Origin of the sequence: Pseudomonas sp. LSJ-87, from assembly GCF_032971465.1 — a bacterium.
GTDB lineage: Bacteria > Pseudomonadota > Gammaproteobacteria > Pseudomonadales > Pseudomonadaceae > Aquipseudomonas > Aquipseudomonas putida_Z.
Window position 1 is genome coordinate 249,093 of the sequence record NZ_JAWJYQ010000003.1, and the last position, 19,766, is coordinate 268,858.

Below are 19,766 nucleotides of genomic sequence, written 5' to 3' on the forward strand. Positions count from 1 at the left end.
CGCCCCATCGCCGGCAAGCCAGCTCCCACCTCGACCGCTTTGACCGCAAGCCATGTGCTACCCCTGTGGGAGCTGGCTTGCCGGCGATGGGCTGCCCAGCAGCCCCGGGGCCATCAGTCCTTGCGCCGCTTCAACTGATCCACCAAGGTGGTCGGAAGACCCTTGATGATCAAGGTCCCTGCCTCTTCGTCATACTCGACCTTGTCCCCCAGCAGGTGCGCTTCGAAGCTGATCGACAACCCCTCGGCACGCCCGGTGAAACGGCGGAACTGGTTGAGGGTGCGCTTGTCTGCGGGGATTTCCGGCGACAGGCCGTAGTCCTTGTTGCGGATGTGGTCGTAGAACGCCTTGGGCCGGTCCTCGTCGATCAGGCTGGACAGCTCTTCCAGCGTGACCGGCTCGCCCAGTTTGGTCTGGGTTGTGGCGTACTCGACCAGGGTCTGGGTTTTTTCGCGGGCAGACTCTTCCGGCAGGTCTTCGCTCTCGACGAAGTCACTGAAGGCCTTGAGCAGGGTGCGGGTTTCGCCCGGGCCGTCGACGCCCTCCTGGCAGCCAATGAAGTCGCGGAAGTAGTCCGAGACCTTCTTGCCGTTCTTGCCCTTGATGAACGAAATGTACTGTTTGGAGTTCTGGTTGTTCTTCCACTCCGACAGGTTGATGCGCGCCGCCAGGTGCAGCTGGCCAAGGTCGAGGTGGCGCGAAGGCATCACGTCGAGCTCGGCGTTCACCGCCACGCCTTCGCTGTGGTGCAGCAGGGCGATCGCCAGGTATTCGGTCATGCCTTGCTGGTAGTGGGCAAACAGGATGTGGCCGCCGGTGGACAGGTTGGACTCTTCCATCAGCTTCTGCAGGTGCTCCACGGCCACGCGGCTGAAGGCGGTAAAGTCCTTTTCTTCGTCCAGGTACTGCTTCAGCCAGCCGCTCAGCGGGTAGGCGCCGGACTCGCCGTGGAAAAAGCCCCAGGCCTTGCCTTGCTTGGCGTTGTAGCTGTCATTGAGGTCGGCCAGCAGGTTTTCGATGGCGTCGGAGGCGGCCAGTTCGCGATCGCGGGCATGCAGCACGGCGGGGCTGCCATCGGGCTTTTTGTCGATCAGGTGAACGATGCAATGACGGATTGGCATGGAATTCTCGGCGAGCTGCAAAAGTCGTCCAGTTTACCCTAGACACAAGGTGGTGCAGTGGCCGGATGTTGGCGGAAATGCCGGTTGTTCGTTTTTTGTTCAAATTTGTGCGTTTTAGGCTAAAACCCCCGAAAAACCTGCATTAAATCGAAGCGCGCAGCGGATATTTATCCGTTCCTGTGGTAGCTTTGCGCGGTCTTGCGCCCCTTGTGTGGCGCATTGCTGGCAGCGTGCTGTCGTCGTGTCGAACCAAACGTCGATTTGCGTATCTACATACGCGATTGGCGCGGCCCTCCACTTTCAGGGGCTGGCCCGATAACGTCGTAGTCCGCTGCATAACCATCGAATTTGATAGGGAAGGAACACCACCATGGCATTGACCAAAGACCAACTGATTGCCGACATCGCCGAATCGATCGCCGCGCCAAAAGCCACCGCCAAGAACGCTCTGGAGCAACTGGGCCAGATCGTTGCCGACCAGCTGGAAAACGGCGCTGAAATCACTCTGCCAGGCATCGGCAAGCTGAAAGTCGCTGAGCGTCCTGCCCGTACCGGCCGCAACCCTTCGACTGGCGCTGCCATCGAAATCGCTGCCAAGAAAGTCGTCAAGTTCGTTCCAGCCAAAGTGCTGACCGACGCCATCAACAAGTAATTGTTGAAGCTTTGACGAAACCGCGCCCGGCTTGCCCGGGCGCGGTTTTTTCATGCCTGGGTTTTACGCCCGGCGTGCCAGGCCTGGCGCGCGGCGTCGTCGTGGAAGCTCCAGGCGACCATGCGGCTCTGCTTCTGCCCTTGGCCCATTTCACTGATGCGCACGGCCTTGGCGCCCGCTTTCCTGAGCGCAGCCTCGATCCCCGGCAGGTTGCTGGCCTTGGACACCAGGCTGGTGAACCACAGTACCCGCTCGGCGTACTGCACGCTTTCGCTGACCAGTTGGCTGACAAAGCGGATTTCGCCGCCTTCGCACCACAGTTCGTTGTTCTGGCCGCCGAAGTTGAGCACCGGCAGCTTGCGCTTGGGGTCCTGCTTGCCGAGGTTCTTCCACTTGCGCTGGCTGCCACGGGTGGCTTCGTCGCGTGAGGCATGGAAGGGCGGGTTGCACAGAGTGAGGTCGAAGCGTTCGCCCTCCTGCAGCAGGCCGCTGAGGATGTGTGCACGGTTGGCCTGCTGGCGCAGGGTGATGGCCTTGCCCAGGCCATTGGCCTGGACGATGGCCTTGGCCGAAGCCAGGGCCACGGGGTCGATGTCCGAGCCGAGGAAGCGCCAGCGGTAGTCGCTGTGGCCCAGCAGCGGGTAGATGCAGTTGGCCCCCACGCCGATGTCCAGCGCACGCACCTGGGCGCCCTTGGGGATCTCGCCGGCATTGTCGTCGGCCAGCAGGTCGGCGGCCACGTGGATGTAGTCGGCGCGACCGGGAATCGGCGGGCACAGGTAGTCGGCGGGGATATCCCAGTGCTGGATGCCGTACTGGGCCTTCAGCAGGGCACGGTTGAACACCCGCACGGCCTCGGGGTTGGCGAAGTCGATGCTGGGTTTGCCGTGTGGGTTGGTGATGGTGAAGCGCGCCAGGTCAGGGTGGGCCTTGATCAGGCTGGGGAAGTCGTAGCGGCCCTGGTGGCGGTTGCGCGGGTGCAGGGTGGGTTTGTCGGTCATGATGGGGTCCTGAAAAGCATCGCCGGCAAGCCAGCTCCCACAGGTACAGCGCTTTCCTGTGGGAGCTGGCTTGCCGGCGATGGGCTGCGAAGCAGCCCGCTATGGCTTCACTTTTGGTTACAGCGCTGCAATCCGCGCATGCTGCTCGGTGAAGTTGGCCAGGGCCTGTTCGGACTCGGCCAGCTTGGCGCGTTCCTTCTCGATCACGGCAGGTGGTGCCTTGTCGACGAAGGCGGCGTTGGACAGCTTGCCACCCACGCGAGCCACTTCACCCTGCAGGCGCTGGATTTCCTTGTTCAGGCGCGCCAGCTCGGCATCCTTGTCGATCAGGCCGGCCATTGGCACCAGCACTTGCAGGTCACCGACCAGGGCCGTGGCCGACAGCGGCGCTTCGTCGGCATCGCCCAGTACGGTGAACGATTCGACCTTGGCCAGCTTCTTCAGCAGGGCTTCGTTTTCCTGCAGGCGACGCTGGTCGTCGGCGTTGGCGTTCTTCAGGAACAGCGGCAGCGGCTTGCCCGGGCCGATGTTCATTTCGGCGCGGATGTTGCGCAGGCCGACCATCAGCTCCTTGAGCCACTCGATGTCGCCTTCGGCGGCAGCATCGATGCGGCTTTCATTGGCCACCGGCCATGGCTGCAGCATGATGGTCTTGCCTTCGATGCCGGCCAGCGGCGCGATGCGCTGCCAGATTTCTTCGGTGATGAACGGCATGAACGGGTGCGCCAGGCGCAGCGCCACTTCCAACACGCGCACCAGGGTGCGGCGGGTGCCACGGGCGCGCTCGACCGGGGCGTTCTCGTCCCACAGCACTGGCTTGGACAGCTCCAGGTACCAGTCGCAGTACTGGTTCCAGATGAACTCGTACAACGCCTGGCTGGCCAGGTCGAAGCGGAACTGCTCCAGCTGGCGGGTCACTTCGGCTTCGGTACGCTGCAGCTGCGAGATGATCCAGCGGTCGGCCAGCGACAGCTCGTAGGCTTCGCCGTTCTGGCCGCAGTCCTCGCCCTTGTCCAGCACGTAGCGGGCGGCGTTCCAGATCTTGTTGCAGAAGTTGCGGTAGCCTTCGACGCGGCCCATGTCGAACTTGATGTCGCGGCCGGTGGAGGCCAGCGAGCAGAAGGTGAAGCGCAGGGCGTCGGTGCCGTAGCTGGCGATACCTTCGGGGAACTCGGCCTTGGTCTGCTTGGCGATCTTCTCGGCAAGCTTGGGCTGCATCATGCCGCTGGTGCGTTTTTCCAGCAGTGCGTCGAGGGTGATGCCGTCGACGATGTCCAGCGGGTCCAGCACGTTGCCCTTGGACTTGGACATTTTCTGGCCCTGGCCGTCACGTACCAGGCCGTGCACGTACACGGTCTTGAACGGTACCTGCGGGGTGCCATCCTCGTTCTTGATCAGGTGCATGGTCAGCATGATCATGCGCGCAACCCAGAAGAAGATGATGTCGAAGCCGGTCACCAGCACGTCGGTGGAGTGGAACTTCTTGAGGAACTCGGTCTGTTCCGGCCAGCCCAGGGTAGAGAAGGTCCACAGGCCCGAACTGAACCAGGTGTCGAGTACGTCGTCGTCCTGGCGCAGGACCACGTCGGCGCCCAGGTTGTGCTTGGCGCGCACTTCTTCCTCGTTGCGGCCGACATAGACCTGGCCGGCCTCGTCGTACCATGCCGGGATGCGGTGGCCCCACCACAGCTGGCGGCTGATGCACCAGTCCTGGATGTCACGCATCCAGGAGAAGTACATGTTCTCGTACTGCTTGGGCACGAACTGGATGCGGCCATCTTCCACGGCGGCGATGGCAGGCTCTGCCAGCGGCTTGGTGGAAACGTACCACTGGTCGGTCAGCCACGGCTCGATGACGGTGCCCGAACGGTCGCCTTTCGGCACTTTCAGCGCGTGGTCGTCGATGCTGACCAGCAAGCCCTGGGCATCCAGGTCGGCGACGATCTGCTTGCGCGCGACGAAGCGGTCGAGGTTGGCGTACTGGGCCGGCAGGCGGGTGTCCACCTCCTCGTTGACGCTGCCGTCGAGGTTGAAGGCCTGCGCGCTGGCCAGCACGAAGGCGTTCTTGTCGAAGATGTTCAGCAGCGGCAGGTTGTGGCGCTTGCCGACTTCGTAGTCGTTGAAGTCGTGGGCCGGGGTGATCTTCACGCAGCCGGTACCGAACTCGGGGTCGCAGTAGTCGTCGGCGATGATCGGGATGCGGCGGCCGACCAGCGGCAGTTCGACGAACTTGCCGATCAGTGCCTGGTAGCGCTCGTCGTTCGGGTTGACCGCCACGGCGGCGTCACCCAGCAGGGTTTCCGGACGGGTGGTGGCGACTACCAGGTAGTCCTTGCCTTCGGCGGTCTTGGCGCCGTCGGCCAGTGGGTAGCGCAGGTTCCACAGGTGGCCCTTCTCGTCGTGGTTTTCCACTTCGAGGTCGGAGATGGCCGTGTGCAGCTTGGTGTCCCAGTTGACCAGGCGCTTGCCGCGGTAGATCAGGCCGTCTTCATGCAGGCGCACGAAGGCTTCCTTGACCGCTTCGGACAGGCCGTCGTCCATGGTGAAGCGCTCGCGGCTCCAGTCGACCGACGAGCCCAGGCGGCGGATCTGACGGCTGATGTTGCCACCGGACTGGTCCTTCCATTCCCAGACCTTTTCCAGGAACTTTTCGCGGCCCAGGTCATGCCGGTTCTGGCCCTTGGCCTCGAGCTGGCGCTCGACCAGCATCTGGGTGGCGATACCGGCGTGGTCGGTGCCTGGCTGCCACAGGGTGTCGCGGCCTTGCATGCGGCGGAAACGGATCAGGGCGTCCATGATCGCGTTGTTGAACCCGTGGCCCATGTGCAGGCTGCCGGTTACGTTCGGCGGCGGGATCATGATGGTGTAGGACTCGCCTGCACCTTGTGGGGCGAAATAGTTCTCGGACTCCCAGGTGTTGTACCAGGAAGTTTCGATGGCGTGCGGCTGGTAGGTCTTATCCATGCGCGGCGGGACCCTGTGCATTTATTCGGGAAAGCCGGGAAGTATAACCAAGCTGGGGGCCGCAGGCGACAAGCTGCTGCTATCTGGCAGGCAGGGACGGCCTATTCGCGGGTAAACCCGCTCCCACAGGAGCTGCGCAAGCTTTGAGACTTGCGCAGCTCCTGTGGGAGCGGGTTTACCCGCGAAGAAGGCACCGCCGAATTTCGGTTTTACTCGGAACGCTTGATCAACCGCTCGATCCGCGCATCCAGCCGGCGCTTGATCTCGTTCTCGATGTGCGGGGTGAAGTCGTTGATCACGTCCTGCATGATCATCTGCGCCGCCGCACGCAGTTCGCTTTCCAGGTGCAGCAGGGTGTCCTGGCGACGGGTCTGCGGGTCATCTTCGGGTTCGGCAGCTACCGGTTCGGCCGCAGGCACATGGTTGCCGGGCGCTTCTTCCAGCAGCAACGGGATCTGCTCCACCGTCTCGGTCAGCAGCGGCGGTTGCAGGTCGGCGTCGCCAAGCAACTGGCGTATCGACTCGAGGTCATCGAGCAGATGGGCGGAATCGGGTAGGGGGGAGGGCTTGTCCATCGTCGTCAAAGTCGCTGTAAGCGGTGGTCTTGCAGAGCATAGCCCTGTTCACGGTAGAAACGGAATCGTTCACGGGCCGATTGGCGGATGCCAGGCTCTTCAACGACTATTTCGGCCACCCGTTCGAACTGGCCGACGAAGGCCGGTACGCCGGCGCCCAGGTTGATCAACAGGTCGTGGTGATCGCCTGCACTGTCGGCGGCCAGGCCCAATGCCACGCTGGCATCGGCATGTACCTCCGCGAGGTCGTGGGGCACGAAGGCCTCGCCCTTGAAGCGCCACAGGCGTTGGTCCAGCTCGCTGCGCTGCTCGGCGTCCTGGCAATGCAGGTAGACCCGGTGGCCAAGGCGCCAGGCCTTTTCGCACAGCTTGCAGGCGAAATCGAGCCGCGCCGACAGCGAGTCGGTGGGCAGGATGTAGAAATCGACTTTGCTCATGGTGGTATCGCCGGCCGGTGGCGCGCGGGGCGCCACCGGCTTCATGGCGTCAGGCGCCAGCGCGGTCCAGCAGGTACTGGGTCAGCAGGGGCACAGGGCGGCCAGTGGCGCCCTTGTCCTTGCCACCGCTGACCCAGGCGGTGCCGGCGATGTCCATGTGCGCCCAGTCGTAGGCCTTGGCAAAGCGCGACAGGAAGCAGCCGGCGGTGATGGTGCCGGCCTTCGGCCCGCCGATGTTGCCCATGTCGGCGAACGGGCTGTCCAGCTGCTCCTGGTACTCATCGAACAGCGGCAGCTGCCAGGCACGGTCGTCGGCGCGCTTGCCGGCGTCGAGCAACTGGCCGACCAGGTCGTCGTTGTTGCCCATCAGGCCGGTGGTGTGGCTGCCCAGGGCGACGATGCAGGCACCGGTCAGGGTGGCGATGTCGATGACTGCCTGCGGCTTGAAGCGCTCGGCGTAGGTCAGGGTGTCGCACAGCACCAGGCGGCCTTCGGCGTCGGTGTTGAGGATTTCCACGGTCTGCCCGCTCATGGTGGTGACGATGTCACCCGGGCGGGTGGCGCCGCCGCTCGGCATGTTCTCGGCGCAGGCCAGCAGGCACACCAGGTTGACCGGCAGCTGCAACTCGAGCACCGCACGCAGGGTGCCGAGGACGCTGGCGGCACCGCACATGTCGTACTTCATTTCGTCCATGCCGGCACCAGGCTTGAGGCTGATGCCGCCGGTGTCGAAGGTAATGCCCTTGCCCACCAGCACGAACGGCTTGTCCGCCTTCTTGCCGCCCTGGTAGTTGAGCACGATCAGGCGTGGCGGCTGGTCGCTGCCCTGGCCGACGGCGTAGAACGCGCCCATGCCCAGGTCCTTGATCTTCTTCTCGTCCAGCACTTCGACTTTCAGCGCCTTGTGCGCCTTGCCCAGGTCCTTGGCCTGTTCGGCCAGGAAGCTTGGGTGGCACAGGTTGGGCGGCAGGTTGCCCAGGTCGCGGGTGAAAGCCATGCCGGTGGCGATGGCGCTGGCATGCTTGACGGCACGCTCGACCTCGGCCTGGCCGGCCTTGTCGGCCAGCAGGGTGACCTTCTTCAGGGCGCGCGGCTCGGCCTTCTGGCTCTTGAAGCGATCGAACACGTATTCGCCGTCGAGCAGGGTTTCGGCCAGCAGGCGGTACTTGCCATAGTGGGCATCGCGGTTGCTGACCGCGATGTCGTCCAGGGCCAGCACTGCGTCAGCGCCGTTCAGGCCCTTGAGCACGCCGGCGACGCTGGCGACCAGTTTGCGCCAGGCGCGGTCGCCCAGGGCTTCGTCCTTGCCGCTGCCCACCAGCAGCACGCGCTCGGCCTTCAGGCCCGCGAGGTTCTGCAGGAGCAGGGTCTGGCCCGGCTTGCCGGCCAGGTCGCCACGCTTGAGCACGGCACTGATGGCGCCTTCGCTGGCCTGGTCGACGGCTTTGGCCACGGCGCCGAGCTTGCGGTTTTCACCTACCGGGAGGACCAGGGTGGCGGTTTTTACGGATGCAGCAGCTACGCTTTTTACAACCAGTTCCATGTCAGGATCCCCGAATGATCGATACAGTCGGCGCTGTGTGTTCCAGCGCTCTGGACGGGCCTGGCCGCGTCGTCGCGCGCCAGCGGAAAAGCTGCCAGTTTGAGCCTGCGGCAAGCGTGCTGACAACCCCGTTGTGCGCCTTCATGCGCGGCGAAGTGACAGGGGCGGTCAATCACAGGATAATGCGCGCACTTTACATGGAGGTTCGCCTTTGGCGAACCGGCATTGGTCTTGGCTGTACTAAGTCATTGTCTGGCGCCATTGATTGGCAGTCCGCCCTGACAACCCAGGAGTGTCTGGTTTGATCGTCTTTCGTTATCTGTCCCGCGAGGTCCTGGTGACCTTGAGCGCCGTCAGCGCCGTGCTGCTGGTGATCATCATGAGCGGGCGCTTCATCAAGTACCTGGCCCAGGCTGCCCAGGGTGTGCTCGACCCGAGCGTGCTGTTCCTGATCATGGGCTTCCGCCTGCCGGGTTTCCTGCAACTGATCCTGCCTCTGGGGCTGTTCCTCGGCATTCTCCTGGCGTACGGGCGCCTGTACCTGGAAAGCGAGATGACCGTGCTGTCGGCCACCGGCATGAGCCAGCAGCGCCTGCTGGGCCTGACCATGGCGCCGGCCGCCCTGGTCGCCCTGCTGGTAGCGTGGTTGAGCTTGAGCCTGGCACCGCTGGGCGTGGCCCAGGTGCAGCAGATCATCGCCCAGCAGGATGCCCTGACCGAGTTCGATACCCTGGTGCCGGGCCGCTTCCAGACCCTGCGCGACGGCTCGCGGGTGACCTACACCGAAGAGCTGTCGGACGACCGCATCAACCTGGCCGGGGTGTTCATTTCCGAGAAGCGCTTCAACCAGGACAAGACCAAGGACCGCGCCCCGTCGGTGCTGGTTGCCGAAAAAGGCCACCAGGAAATCCAGGCCGACGGCAACCGCTACCTGGTGCTGGAAAACGGTTACCGTTACGACGGCAACCCGGGCCAGGCCGATTACCGTGCAATCAAGTACGACACCTACGGCGTGCTGCTGCCCAAGCCGGAAGTCGCCGAGGAAGTGACCGATCGCGAAGCCATCCCCACTTCCGAGCTGATCGGCAAGAAAGGCCTGCGTGAGCGCGCCGAGCTGCAATGGCGGCTGTCGCTGCCGATCCTGGTGTTCATCGTCACCATGCTGGCGGTGCCGCTGTCCCGGGTCAACCCGCGCCAGGGCCGCTTCCTCAAGCTGCTGCCGGCAATTCTTCTGTACATGGCCTACCTGACAATGCTGATTTCCGTACGCGGCGCCCTCGAGAAGGGCAAACTGCCGATCGCCCTGGGCATGTGGTGGGTCCACGGCCTGTTCCTGCTGATCGGCCTGGGCCTGATGTACTGGGAGCCGCTGCGTCTCAAACGCGCCGCCCGTCGTGCGGAGGTGGCCCATGGGTAAGCTCGACCGCTACATCGGCCAGAGCGTGCTGCTGGCCATCCTTGCCGTGCTGGGGATCATCCTCGGCCTGGCTTCGCTGTTTGCCTTCATCGACGAGATGAGCGACCTGAGTGACACCTACACGGTGATGGAGGCGGGCAACTTCGTCCTGCTGACCGCACCGCGGCGCCTGTACGAAATGCTGCCGATGGCCGCCTTGATCGGCTGCCTGATCGGCCTGGGCAGCCTGGCCAGCAGCAGCGAACTGACCATCATGCGTGCTGCCGGGGTTTCCATCGGGCGCATCGTCTGGGCGGTGATGAAGCCGATGCTGGTACTGATGCTGGTCGGCCTGCTGATCGGCGAGTACGTGGCGCCGGTGACCGAGAACAAGGCCCAGGCCGACCGTTCCCTGGCCCAGGGCGGTGGTGATGCGCAAAGCTCCAAGCGCGGCATGTGGCACCGCCAGGGCGAGGAATACGTGCACATCAACGCCGTGCAGCCCAACGGCCTGCTGCTGGGTGTGACCCGTTACCGCTTCGACAGCGAGCGCAAGATCGTCACCTCGAGCTTTGCCCGCCGTGCACAGTACCAGGACGACCACTGGATGCTCAGCGACGTGCGCACCACCTTCTTCCGTGGCGACCACACCGAAGTGGTGACCGCGCCGAAGGAACGCTGGGACGTTTCGCTCACACCGCAACTGCTCAATACCGTGATCCTGGCGCCGGAGTCGCTGTCCATCACCGGGCTGTGGGACTACATCCACTACCTGTCCGACCAAGGCCTGAACAATGCCCGTTACTGGCTGGCGTTCTGGACCAAGGTGTTGCAGCCGATGGTGACCGCGGCGCTGGTGCTGATGGCCATTTCCTTCATCTTCGGCCCGCTGCGTTCGGTAACCCTTGGCCAGCGCGTGTTCACCGGTGTACTGGTGGGCTTCGTGTTCCGCATCGCCCAGGACCTGTTGGGGCCTTCGAGCCAGGTGTTCGGCTTCCCGCCGCTGCTGGCGGTGGTGATCCCGGCAGGCATCTGCGCGCTGGCTGGTGTGTGGTTGTTGCGCCGGGCAGGTTGATGGCCTGAGCTGTACAAAAAAGCCGACCTCAGGGTCGGCTTTTTCATGGGTGTTCGGCTGTGCTGGCCCCTTCGCGGGTAAACCCGCTCCCACAGGAATCGCACCGGTCGTGATGCCTGTGCTGTACCTGTGGGAGCGGGTTTACCCGCGAAGAGGCCGGAGCAGGCAATACAAGTCTCAGTTCATTTCTTCTGCTTCGGCACCCGCACCAACTGGCTTTCCGAATAGATGTCATGCCAGCCCCGCTGGCGCTTGTCGATCAGCACCCAGAAAAAACCCAGCCCCAGGCACAGCCACGAGGCAATCGACACCACGAAGCGCAGCAGCGCCTGCCACAGGCTGATGGCCGTGCCATCGGCGTTCTGCACCCGCACGCCCCACACCTGCATGCCCAGGGTCTGCCCGCCATGGGTCCAGAACTTGGCAAAGAAACCGAACAGGACGAACAGCAACACCGTGGACAACAGCGGGTCGCCGTCCAGTGCGCCAGCCTCGGTCAGCTCACGCATGCGGGCTTCGCCGATGATCGCCATCTGGATCATCTTGTAGGCACCGGCGGTCACGATCAGCAGCGCCGTGCACAGCAGGAAGTCGTAGAACATCGCCGCCAGGCGCCGGCCCAGGCCGACCGGCGGAAAATCACCCTGGGGTGTGAGCAGAGGCTTGGACATGCAAAACGGCTCCAGAAGACGAAGCCGCTATTCTACGGGCAAAAAAAAGCCCCTGCACTTGGCAGGGGCTTTTCTCGAAGTAGGGTTCGGCTTAGCCGGCGACCTGAACTTTGTCAGCCTGCATGCCTTTCTGGCCCTGGACTGCTTCGAAGGTGACCTTCTGGCCTTCTTTCAGGCTCTTGAAGCCGTTACCTTCGATAGCGCGGAAGTGCACGAACAGATCCGGACCGCTTTCTGGGGTGATGAAGCCGTAACCTTTTTCGTCATTGAACCACTTGACGGTACCGTTCTGACGCTCAGCCATTGTCTTATTTCCTATGAAGCTTGAATTTTGATGACAGTTTCTTTTGCAATAAAGGAAGCAAAAGATTACTGGGCTGGGTTGCAGGAAAGTAAGAGACGTCGAACGGGTTGTAGCAGATTGCGGCTACTGGCCCAGGTCACGAACTGTTGCGACCCATGCAAACACAGTGCAGTGACTCTACGCCAACTCCCGAGCGAAAAACAAGCCCTTGGTCGTATGGAAAATCGGCCGTTTGCCGATAACCGACCGATTTGTCGGAAACGGCATGGCGCCTGGCCTGGCGCCATGTTCAAAAGTTATTGGACAGGTTCGAAAACGAATATGTCGAACCTGCCCGCAACCTTCACAAAGCGGCTTCAGCCCCGGTAGTAACGTTGTGCCACGAAAGGCATTTTGCTGACTTTCAAGGCAACCTTCTTGCCGCGCACCACGGCAAACAATGAGGTGTCGATAGCGCTATGTTCACTATCGATATAACCCATTGCTACAGGTGCACCGAGTGTCGGGCCAAAGCCGCCGCTGCACACTTTGCCTACAGGTTTATCGTTTGCATCGACAATATCCGCGCCTTCACGTACCGGGGTACGCTCCTGCGGCAACAGGCACACACGTTTGCGCGCCACACCATCGCGCTGATGAGCGAAGATGGCCTCGGCACCCGGGAAACCGGCGGCACGCGCGCCATCGGCACGGCGAACCTTGGAAATGGCCCACAACAGGCTGGCTTCCACCGGCGTGGTTTCGGTGTTCATGTCGTGGCCATACAGGCACAGGCCGGCTTCCAGGCGCAGCGAGTCACGCGCACCCAGGCCGATCGGCTGTACTTCCGGCTCGGCCAGCAGGCGGCGGGCCAGGGCTTCGGCGGCATGTACCGGTACCGAGATTTCGTAGCCGTCTTCGCCGGTGTAGCCCGAGCGGCTGACGAAGCAGTCTTCACCCAGCAGTTTCACGGGGCGGAACTGCATGAAGGTCATGCCGGCCACTTCCGGGGCCAGGCGCTCCAGCACCTTGACCGCCGCCGGGCCTTGCAGGGCCAGCAGAGCGCGCTGCTCGAACAGCGGCTGCACCTCGCAACGGCTACCGATGTGCGCTTGCAGGTGGGCCAGGTCCTGGTCCTTGCAGGCGGCGTTGACCACCAGGAACAGCGTGTCGTCGCCCAGGTTGGCGACCATCAGGTCGTCGAGGATGCCGCCTTGCTCATTGGTGAACATGGCATAGCGCTGCATGCCCACCGGCAGGTCGATGATATCCACCGGCACCAGGCTTTCCAGGGCCTTGGCGGCATCGCTGCCGCGCAGGGTGATCTGGCCCATGTGCGAGACATCGAACAGGCCGGCCTGCTCGCGGGTGTGCAGGTGTTCCTTGAGCACGCCCAACGGGTACTGCACCGGCATGTCATAGCCGGCGAACGGCACCATGCGCGCACCCAGTTCCAGGTGCAGGGCGTGCAGTGGGGTCTTGAGCAGTGTTTCGGACATCGGTGACTCCTTGCTGTTGTTGTCGGGTCAACATTCGATGATGTTGACGGCCAGGCCGCCACGGGCGGTCTCTTTGTATTTGCTTTTCATGTCGGCGCCGGTCTGGCGCATGGTGCGGATGACCTTGTCGAGCGACACGTAGTGCTGCCCGTCGCCGCGCAAGGCCATGCGCACCGCGTTGATCGCCTTCACCGAGCCCATGGCGTTGCGCTCGATGCAAGGCACCTGGACCAGCCCGCCAATCGGGTCGCAGGTCAGGCCCAGGTTGTGTTCCATGCCGATTTCGGCAGCGTTCTCCACCTGCTGCACGCTGCCGCCCATCACCTCGCACAGCGCCCCGGCGGCCATCGAGCAGGCCACGCCGACCTCGCCCTGGCAGCCTACTTCGGCGCCGGAGATGGAGGCGTTTTCCTTGTACAGGATGCCGATGGCCGCGGCGGTGAGCAGAAACCGCACCACCCCGTCCTCGTTGGCTCCCGGTACGAAGCGCATGTAGTAATGCAGCACCGCCGGGACAATGCCCGCCGCGCCGTTGGTCGGCGCGGTGACCACACGCCCGCCGTGGGCGTTTTCCTCGTTCACTGCCAGGGCATAGAGGTTGACCCAGTCGAGTACCGACAGGGCATCGCGAAGGCTGGCCTCCGGGTTTCGGCTCAGCTGGCGGTACAACGCCGGCGCCCGGCGCTTGACCTTGAGCCCGCCCGGCAGGATGCCTTCATGCTGGCAACCGGCTTCGACGCAGTCCTGCATCACTTGCCAGATGCGCAGCAGCCCGGCACGGGTTTCCGCCTCGGGGCGCCAGGCCGCCTCGTTGGCCAGCATTACCTGGCTGATCGACAGGTTTTGCCCGGTGCAATGGCCGAGCAGCTCCTTGGCGGTCTTGAACGGGTAGGTCAGCGGTGTGCTGTCCTCGACGATGCGGTCGTGGCCGGCAGCGTCCTGGTCGACCACGAAACCGCCGCCCACCGAGTAGTACTCGCGGCTGCGGATTTGCAGGCCGGCCTCGTCGAAGGCGCGGAAGATCATGCCGTTGGGGTGGTAGTCCAGCGGCTTGCGAATCATCGCCAGGTGCTGCTTTTCGATGAACGCGATGCTGTGCTCGCCGAGCAGGTTCAGCCGACCGCTGTCGCGGATGGCCTGCAGCCGGGCAGGGATGGTGTCGGTGTCGATGACATCGGGGTGTTCGCCTTCAAGGCCCAGCAGCACGGCCTTGTCGCTGCCGTGGCCCTTGCCGGTGGCGCCGAGCGAGCCGTACAGCTCGGCCTTGACGCTGACCGTGCGGGCAAGCAGGCCATCACGGCGCAGCCCTTCGGCGAAACGCGCGGCGGCGCGCATCGGGCCGACCGTGTGCGAGCTGGAGGGGCCGATGCCGATCTTGAACAGGTCGAAGACGCTCAAAGACATTGCTCATTCCCTCCGGTAAGTAAGGCGAGTGCTGCGCACTCGATCGCCGGCAAGCCAGCTCCCACAGGTATTGCACCAGCCTTGAGTGCGGTGAGGCCCCTGTGGGAGCTGGCTTGCCGGCGATGAGGCCTGAGCGCCGGGTCAGGCGTCCTGATAGCTCTCGATCGACGGGCAGGCGCACACCAGGTTGCGGTCGCCGAACACGTTGTCGACCCGGCCGACCGGTGGCCAGTACTTGCCTTCCACCAGGCTCGGCAGCGGGTACACCGCCTGCTCGCGGCTGTAGCCATGGGCCCATTCGCCAACCAGCTCGGCCGCAGTGTGCGGGGCGTTCTTCAGCGGGTTGTCGTCCTTGTCCAGGCTACCGTTCTCGACCGCGCGAATTTCTTCGCGGATCTGGATCATCGCGTCGCAGAAGCGGTCCAGTTCTTCCTTGGACTCGCTTTCGGTCGGTTCGATCATCAGCGTGCCCGCCACCGGGAAGGACATGGTCGGGGCGTGGAAGCCGAAGTCGATCAGGCGCTTGGCCACGTCGTCGACGCTGATGCCGCTGGTGTCCTTCAGCGGGCGCAGGTCGAGGATGCACTCGTGGGCCACCAGGCCATTGCCGCCGGTATACAGAACAGGATAGTGCTCTTCCAGGCGACGGGCGATGTAGTTGGCGTTGAGGATCGCCATCTGCGAGGCACGCTTGAGACCGGCACCGCCCATCATGCGGATGTACATCCAGGTGATCGGCAGGATGCTGGCGCTGCCGAACGGCGCGGCACAAACCGCGCCCTCGGTGTTTTCCAGCTGCGCGTGGCCGGGCAGGAACGGCGCCAGGTGCGACTTGACGCCGATCGGGCCGACGCCCGGGCCGCCACCGCCGTGCGGGATGCAGAAGGTCTTGTGCAGGTTCAGGTGGGATACGTCGCCGCCGAACTTGCCCGGGGCGCACAGGCCGACCATGGCGTTCATGTTGGCGCCGTCGATGTACACCTGGCCACCGTTGTCGTGGATGATCGCGCAGATTTCGCCGATCGCTTCCTCGAACACGCCGTGGGTCGACGGGTAGGTGATCATGATCGCGGCCAGGCGCTCGCGGTGCTCGATGGCCTTGGCGCGCAGGTCCTCGACATCGACGTTGCCGCGGGCATCACAGGCGGTGACCACCACGCGCATGCCGGCCATGTGCGCGGTTGCCGGGTTGGTGCCGTGGGCCGACGACGGGATCAGGCAGATGTCGCGGTGGCCTTCGCCACGGCTGCGGTGGTAGGCGCGTATGGCCAGCAGGCCTGCGTACTCGCCCTGGGAACCGGCGTTGGGCTGCAGCGACACGGCGTCATAGCCGGTGGCGGCGCAGAGCATGGCTTCCAGCTCGGTGGTCATCTGCAGGTAGCCCTGGCTCTGCTCGGCCGGGGCGAACGGGTGCAGGTTGCCGAACTCGGCCCAGGTGACCGGGATCATTTCGCTGGCGGCGTTCAGCTTCATGGTGCACGAGCCCAGCGGGATCATGCTGCGGTCCAGCGCCAGGTCCTTGTCGGCCAGGCGGCGCAGGTAGCGCATCAGCTCGGTTTCGCTGTGGTAGCGGTTGAATACCGGGTGCGCGAGGATGGCCGACTGGCGCAGCAGGGCGGCAGGCAGCAGCGAGCCGGTGCTGGCGGCCAGGGCGTTGAAGTCCGGCTGGGCCTGGTCGCCACCGATCAGCTGCCACAGGGCCTCGACATCGGCCTGGCTACTGGTTTCGTCCAGCGACAGGCCCACGTGGGCGGCGTCGATCTGGCGCAGGTTGATGCCCTGGGCGCGTGCCTTGTCATGCAGGCTGGCAGTGGCACTGCCGGTGGCCAGGGTCAGGGTGTCGAAGGCGCTGGCGCCCACCACCTGCACGCCCAGCGTCTTCAGGCCGGCGGCCAGGATCGCGGTCAGGGCATGGGTACGTTCGGCGATGCGCTTGAGGCCGGCCGGGCCGTGGTATACGGCGAACATGCTGGCAATGTTGGCCAGCAGCACCTGGGCGGTGCAGATGTTGCTGGTGGCCTTTTCGCGGCGGATGTGCTGCTCGCGGGTCTGCATGGCCAGGCGCAGGGCGGTCTTGCCGAAGCGGTCGATCGACACGCCGACCAGGCGGCCCGGCATGTCGCGCTTGAACGCGTCACGGGTGGAGAAGTAGGCCGCGTGCGGGCCACCGAAGCCCAGTGGCACGCCGAAGCGTTGGGCGCTGCCGATGGCTACGTCGGCGCCGAACTCGCCCGGCGGGGTCAGCAGGGTCAGGGCCAGCAGGTCGGCGGCCACGGCGACCAGGGCGTTGGCGGCGTGGAAGCGCTCGACCACTTCGCGGTAGTCGAACACTTCACCGTTGCTGGCCGGGTACTGCAGAAGGGCGCCGAAGAAGGCGCTGACATCGCCCAGCTCGCGCTCGTCGCCGACCACGATCTCGATGCCCAGCGGCTCGGCACGGGTACGCAGCACGTCGAGGGTTTGCGGGTGGCAGTGCACGGAGGCGAAGAAGGCGTGGCTGGCCTTGTTCTTCGACAGGCGCTTGCAGAAGGTCATGGCCTCGGCCGCAGCGGTGGCTTCGTCGAGCAGGGAGGCGTTGGCGATCGGCAGGCCGGTCAGGTCGCTGATCAGGGTCTGGAAGTTCAGCAGCGCTTCCAGGCGGCCTTGGGAGATTTCTGGCTGGTACGGGGTATAGGCGGTGTACCAGGCCGGGTTTTCCAGCAGGTTGCGCAGGATCGGCGCCGGAGTGTGGGTGTTGTAGTAGCCCTGGCCGATGTAGCTCTTGAACAGCTGGTTCTTGCCGGCGATGGCCTTGAGCGCGGCAAGCGCGTCGGCTTCGCTCTGGCCGTCGTGCGAGCCGAGCACGCTGGTGCCTTTGATGCTGTCGGGAATGACCGCGGCGGTCATGGCTTCCAGCGAGTCGAAGCCGAGGGCGGCCAGCATGGCCTGCTCGTCAGCGGCGCGCGGGCCGATGTGGCGGGCGATGAATTCGTTGGCGGTGCCGAGGTTGATGGTCATGGCGGGGTTCCTCAGGCGTCGTCGTTGGCTTTGATCAGGCGGTCGTAGGCGTCTTGGTCGAGTAGGGCGGTGACTTCGCTCATGTCGGCCGGGTTGAAGCGGAAGAACCAGCCTTCGCCCATCGGGTCTTCGTTGACCAGTTCCGGGCTGTCTTCGAGTTGGTCGTTGATCTGGACCACTTCGCCGGTCAGGGGCATGTACACACCGCTGGCGGCCTTGACCGACTCGACGGTGGACGCTTCGCTGCCTTTCTCATACTGCTGCAACTCTGGCAGTTGCACGAAAACCACATCGCCAAGGGCGTTCTGGGCGTAGGCGGTGATGCCCACGGTGACGCTGCCATCGGCTTCGACGCGCAGCCATTCGTGATCTTCAGTGAAACGCAACTCGCTCATGGGGAATCCTCGGGAAGCAGGGCGTTAGGCGCAGTGGCTCCGCGCTCTTGGGGTTGGGATTCCCTTAGCAAAAATGCGGCCAATCGTTAAAAATCGTTATAAATCAAGATGTTAATTATTTTGCGTAATCATTTTGTCATTCTTGTGGAATGAAAACGCTACAGCGGGTGGGGGATGGAAAAGGGTTTGGGGATCAAACCCTTGCACTGCCGTATCCGAATGGGTGTGTATCGATTTGAATACGGTGTATTTAAATCGATACGGTTCTGACTTACCGGCTGAGTGGTCAGCCTCTGGCTCAAAAGAACGGCAACGCCAGATACAGCTTGATGACGATGACATTGATGATGTCGATGAAGAACGCCCCCACCATCGGCACCACCAGGAAGGCAATGCGCGAGGCTCCGTAGCGCTGGGTCACCGCTTGCATGTTGGCGATTGCCGTTGGCGTTGCGCCCAGGCCGAAACCACAGTGCCCGGCAGCCAGTACCGCTGCATCATAGTTGCGGCCCATGACCCGGAACGTGACGAATATCGCGAACAGTGCCATGACCAATGTCTGTGCGGCGAGCAATGCAAAGAACGGTAATGCCAACGCTGAAAGGTCCCACAACTTGAGCGACATCAAGGCAATGGCCAGGAATAACGACAAGCTCACATTGCCCAATACCGACACTTCCCGTTCGAAAACTTGATAAAAGCCGAGCGCCGAAAGGCCGTTTCGCAACACCACGCCCACGAACAGCACGCAAACGAACGTTGGCAGTTCAAATGCAGTGCCTTTCAGCAAACCGTTAAGTAACGAGCCAGCGAGCAAACTGACAGCGATCAGCGCCAGTGTTTCGATAAATGAAAACGGTGTAATCAGGCGCTCTTTGTCCGGTTGTTCGAAACCTTTGGGCAGTTGTGGTGCTGCTTCTTCGATACCAGGCGTCGATACCCGCTTGATCAGCAACCGGGCGACCGGGCCACCAATCAGGCCACCCAGTACCAGACCGAAGGTAGCTGATGCCATTGCCAGTTCGGAGGCCGAGGCCAGGCCAAACTTTTCGGTGAAAGTGGCCCCCCATGCAGCGCCTGTACCGTGGCCACCGGACAAGGTGATAGAGCCGGCCAGTAGGCCCATCAGCGGGTCGAGGCCCAGTGCCGTTGCCAGGCCGATGCCCATGGCGTTCTGGACCAGTAGCAAACCGGTTACCACCAGCAGGAACACGGTAACCACGCGGCCACCTTTTTTCAGGCTGGCGAAGTCTGCACTCAAACCAATGGTGGCGAAGAATGCCAGCATCAGAGGGGTTTGCAGTGAAGTATCGAATTGCACGTGGATATCGAAACTGCGCAACGCCAAGAGCGCCAAGGCCACTACCAGGCCGCCAGCGACAGGTTCAGGAATATTGTAAGTGCGCAGGAAACCAATACGCGCGACCAGGCCGCGCCCCAATAACAGTACCAAAGAGGCGGCTACAAGCGTCCCGTAAAAATCGAGTTCAAACATCAGGTGCTCTCGTTATATCCAGTAGCGGACCACTTCCCGCTATGGGGCGGACAAGTGGGGTGACAGGTGGGAATACACTGTCACCATTCTACGAGGCATCCGTGGGAGAGTATCTTTCACTGGCGTAGGAAAAGCCTGAATAACAACCGGATTATTACAATAACTATCAGGGGCCGCTTTGCGGCCCATCGCAGGCAAGCCAGCTCCCACAGGTATCGCGCAGAATTCAGGGCGTGTGCGATACCTGTGGGGGCAACT

Annotated in this window: 16 protein-coding genes; 3 read left to right on the forward strand and 13 right to left on the reverse strand. The window is 63.3% G+C overall.

The window, feature by feature from the left end; translation table 11 throughout:
* Positions 1–113: 113 nt before the first annotated feature.
* Positions 114–1,121: a nucleoid-associated protein YejK gene (gene yejK / locus RYH74_RS04195; RefSeq protein WP_025337836.1), complete on the reverse strand. Its 1,008-nt coding sequence runs from the start codon at positions 1,119–1,121 to the stop codon at positions 114–116.
* Positions 1,122–1,491: 370 nt separating this feature from the next.
* On the opposite strand from yejK, the gene RYH74_RS04200 reads away from it, so the two are divergent.
* Positions 1,492–1,773 (forward strand): HU family DNA-binding protein, encoded by a 282-nt coding sequence (locus tag RYH74_RS04200; RefSeq protein ID WP_003257928.1) that lies wholly within the window; start codon positions 1,492–1,494, stop codon positions 1,771–1,773.
* A gap of 50 nt (positions 1,774–1,823) precedes the next feature.
* Here RYH74_RS04200 and rlmF read toward each other — a convergent pair whose 3' ends face one another.
* The 5 genes from rlmF to RYH74_RS04225 all read right to left on the reverse strand — a co-directional run bounded on the left by rlmF (position 1,824) and on the right by RYH74_RS04225 (position 8,293).
* Positions 1,824–2,774, reverse strand: coding sequence for a 23S rRNA (adenine(1618)-N(6))-methyltransferase RlmF (gene rlmF, locus RYH74_RS04205; RefSeq protein ID WP_317408997.1), 951 nt, complete (start codon positions 2,772–2,774; stop codon positions 1,824–1,826).
* Between the two features lie 117 nt (positions 2,775–2,891).
* A complete protein-coding gene (locus RYH74_RS04210; RefSeq protein ID WP_075043877.1) occupies positions 2,892–5,738 on the reverse strand; it encodes a valine--tRNA ligase in 2,847 nt (948 codons plus the stop codon).
* Positions 5,739–5,947: 209 nt separating this feature from the next.
* The gene (locus RYH74_RS04215) at positions 5,948–6,313 is read right to left on the reverse strand and encodes a hypothetical protein (protein ID WP_013971096.1); all 366 of its coding nucleotides are present in this window, start codon (positions 6,311–6,313) and stop codon (positions 5,948–5,950) included.
* A gap of 5 nt (positions 6,314–6,318) precedes the next feature.
* Positions 6,319–6,750, reverse strand: coding sequence for a DNA polymerase III subunit chi (locus tag RYH74_RS04220; protein ID WP_025337838.1), 432 nt, complete (start codon positions 6,748–6,750; stop codon positions 6,319–6,321).
* A gap of 49 nt (positions 6,751–6,799) precedes the next feature.
* Positions 6,800–8,293 (reverse strand): leucyl aminopeptidase, encoded by a 1,494-nt coding sequence (locus tag RYH74_RS04225; protein ID WP_025337839.1) that lies wholly within the window; start codon positions 8,291–8,293, stop codon positions 6,800–6,802.
* Positions 8,294–8,594: 301 nt separating this feature from the next.
* On the opposite strand from RYH74_RS04225, the gene lptF reads away from it, so the two are divergent.
* Both lptF and lptG read left to right on the forward strand, forming a co-directional pair.
* Entirely contained in the window at positions 8,595–9,710 is a 1,116-nt protein-coding gene (gene lptF, locus RYH74_RS04230) for an LPS export ABC transporter permease LptF (protein ID WP_015269075.1), read from the forward strand.
* Positions 9,703–10,764 carry an LPS export ABC transporter permease LptG gene (gene lptG / locus RYH74_RS04235; protein WP_075043879.1) on the forward strand — a complete coding sequence of 354 codons (1,062 nt, stop codon included), beginning with the start codon at positions 9,703–9,705 and terminating at the stop codon, positions 10,762–10,764. The genes lptF and lptG overlap by 8 nt, the downstream gene beginning before the upstream one ends.
* A gap of 182 nt (positions 10,765–10,946) precedes the next feature.
* On the opposite strand, the gene RYH74_RS04240 is transcribed toward lptG, so the two are convergent.
* The 7 genes from RYH74_RS04240 to gltS form a co-directional block, all read right to left on the reverse strand.
* Positions 10,947–11,435 carry an RDD family protein gene (locus RYH74_RS04240; protein ID WP_075043880.1) on the reverse strand — a complete coding sequence of 163 codons (489 nt, stop codon included), beginning with the start codon at positions 11,433–11,435 and terminating at the stop codon, positions 10,947–10,949.
* Between the two features lie 91 nt (positions 11,436–11,526).
* Positions 11,527–11,739: a cold-shock protein gene (locus RYH74_RS04245; protein WP_003257941.1), complete on the reverse strand. Its 213-nt coding sequence runs from the start codon at positions 11,737–11,739 to the stop codon at positions 11,527–11,529.
* Between the two features lie 356 nt (positions 11,740–12,095).
* Positions 12,096–13,217, reverse strand: a complete 1,122-nt coding sequence (gene gcvT / locus RYH74_RS04250; RefSeq protein WP_317409001.1) for a glycine cleavage system aminomethyltransferase GcvT — start codon at positions 13,215–13,217, stop codon at positions 12,096–12,098.
* A gap of 27 nt (positions 13,218–13,244) precedes the next feature.
* Positions 13,245–14,621 carry an L-serine ammonia-lyase gene (locus RYH74_RS04255; protein ID WP_317409002.1) on the reverse strand — a complete coding sequence of 459 codons (1,377 nt, stop codon included), beginning with the start codon at positions 14,619–14,621 and terminating at the stop codon, positions 13,245–13,247.
* Positions 14,622–14,762: 141 nt separating this feature from the next.
* The gene (gene gcvP, locus RYH74_RS04260) at positions 14,763–17,618 is read right to left on the reverse strand and encodes an aminomethyl-transferring glycine dehydrogenase (protein WP_085616775.1); all 2,856 of its coding nucleotides are present in this window, start codon (positions 17,616–17,618) and stop codon (positions 14,763–14,765) included.
* 11 nt (positions 17,619–17,629) lie between these two features.
* Entirely contained in the window at positions 17,630–18,013 is a 384-nt protein-coding gene (gene gcvH / locus RYH74_RS04265; RefSeq protein ID WP_075043885.1) for a glycine cleavage system protein GcvH, read from the reverse strand.
* A 298-nt stretch (positions 18,014–18,311) separates the two neighbouring features.
* Positions 18,312–19,508, reverse strand: coding sequence for a sodium/glutamate symporter (gene gltS / locus RYH74_RS04270; RefSeq protein WP_075043886.1), 1,197 nt, complete (start codon positions 19,506–19,508; stop codon positions 18,312–18,314).
* Positions 19,509–19,766 lie beyond the last annotated feature (258 nt).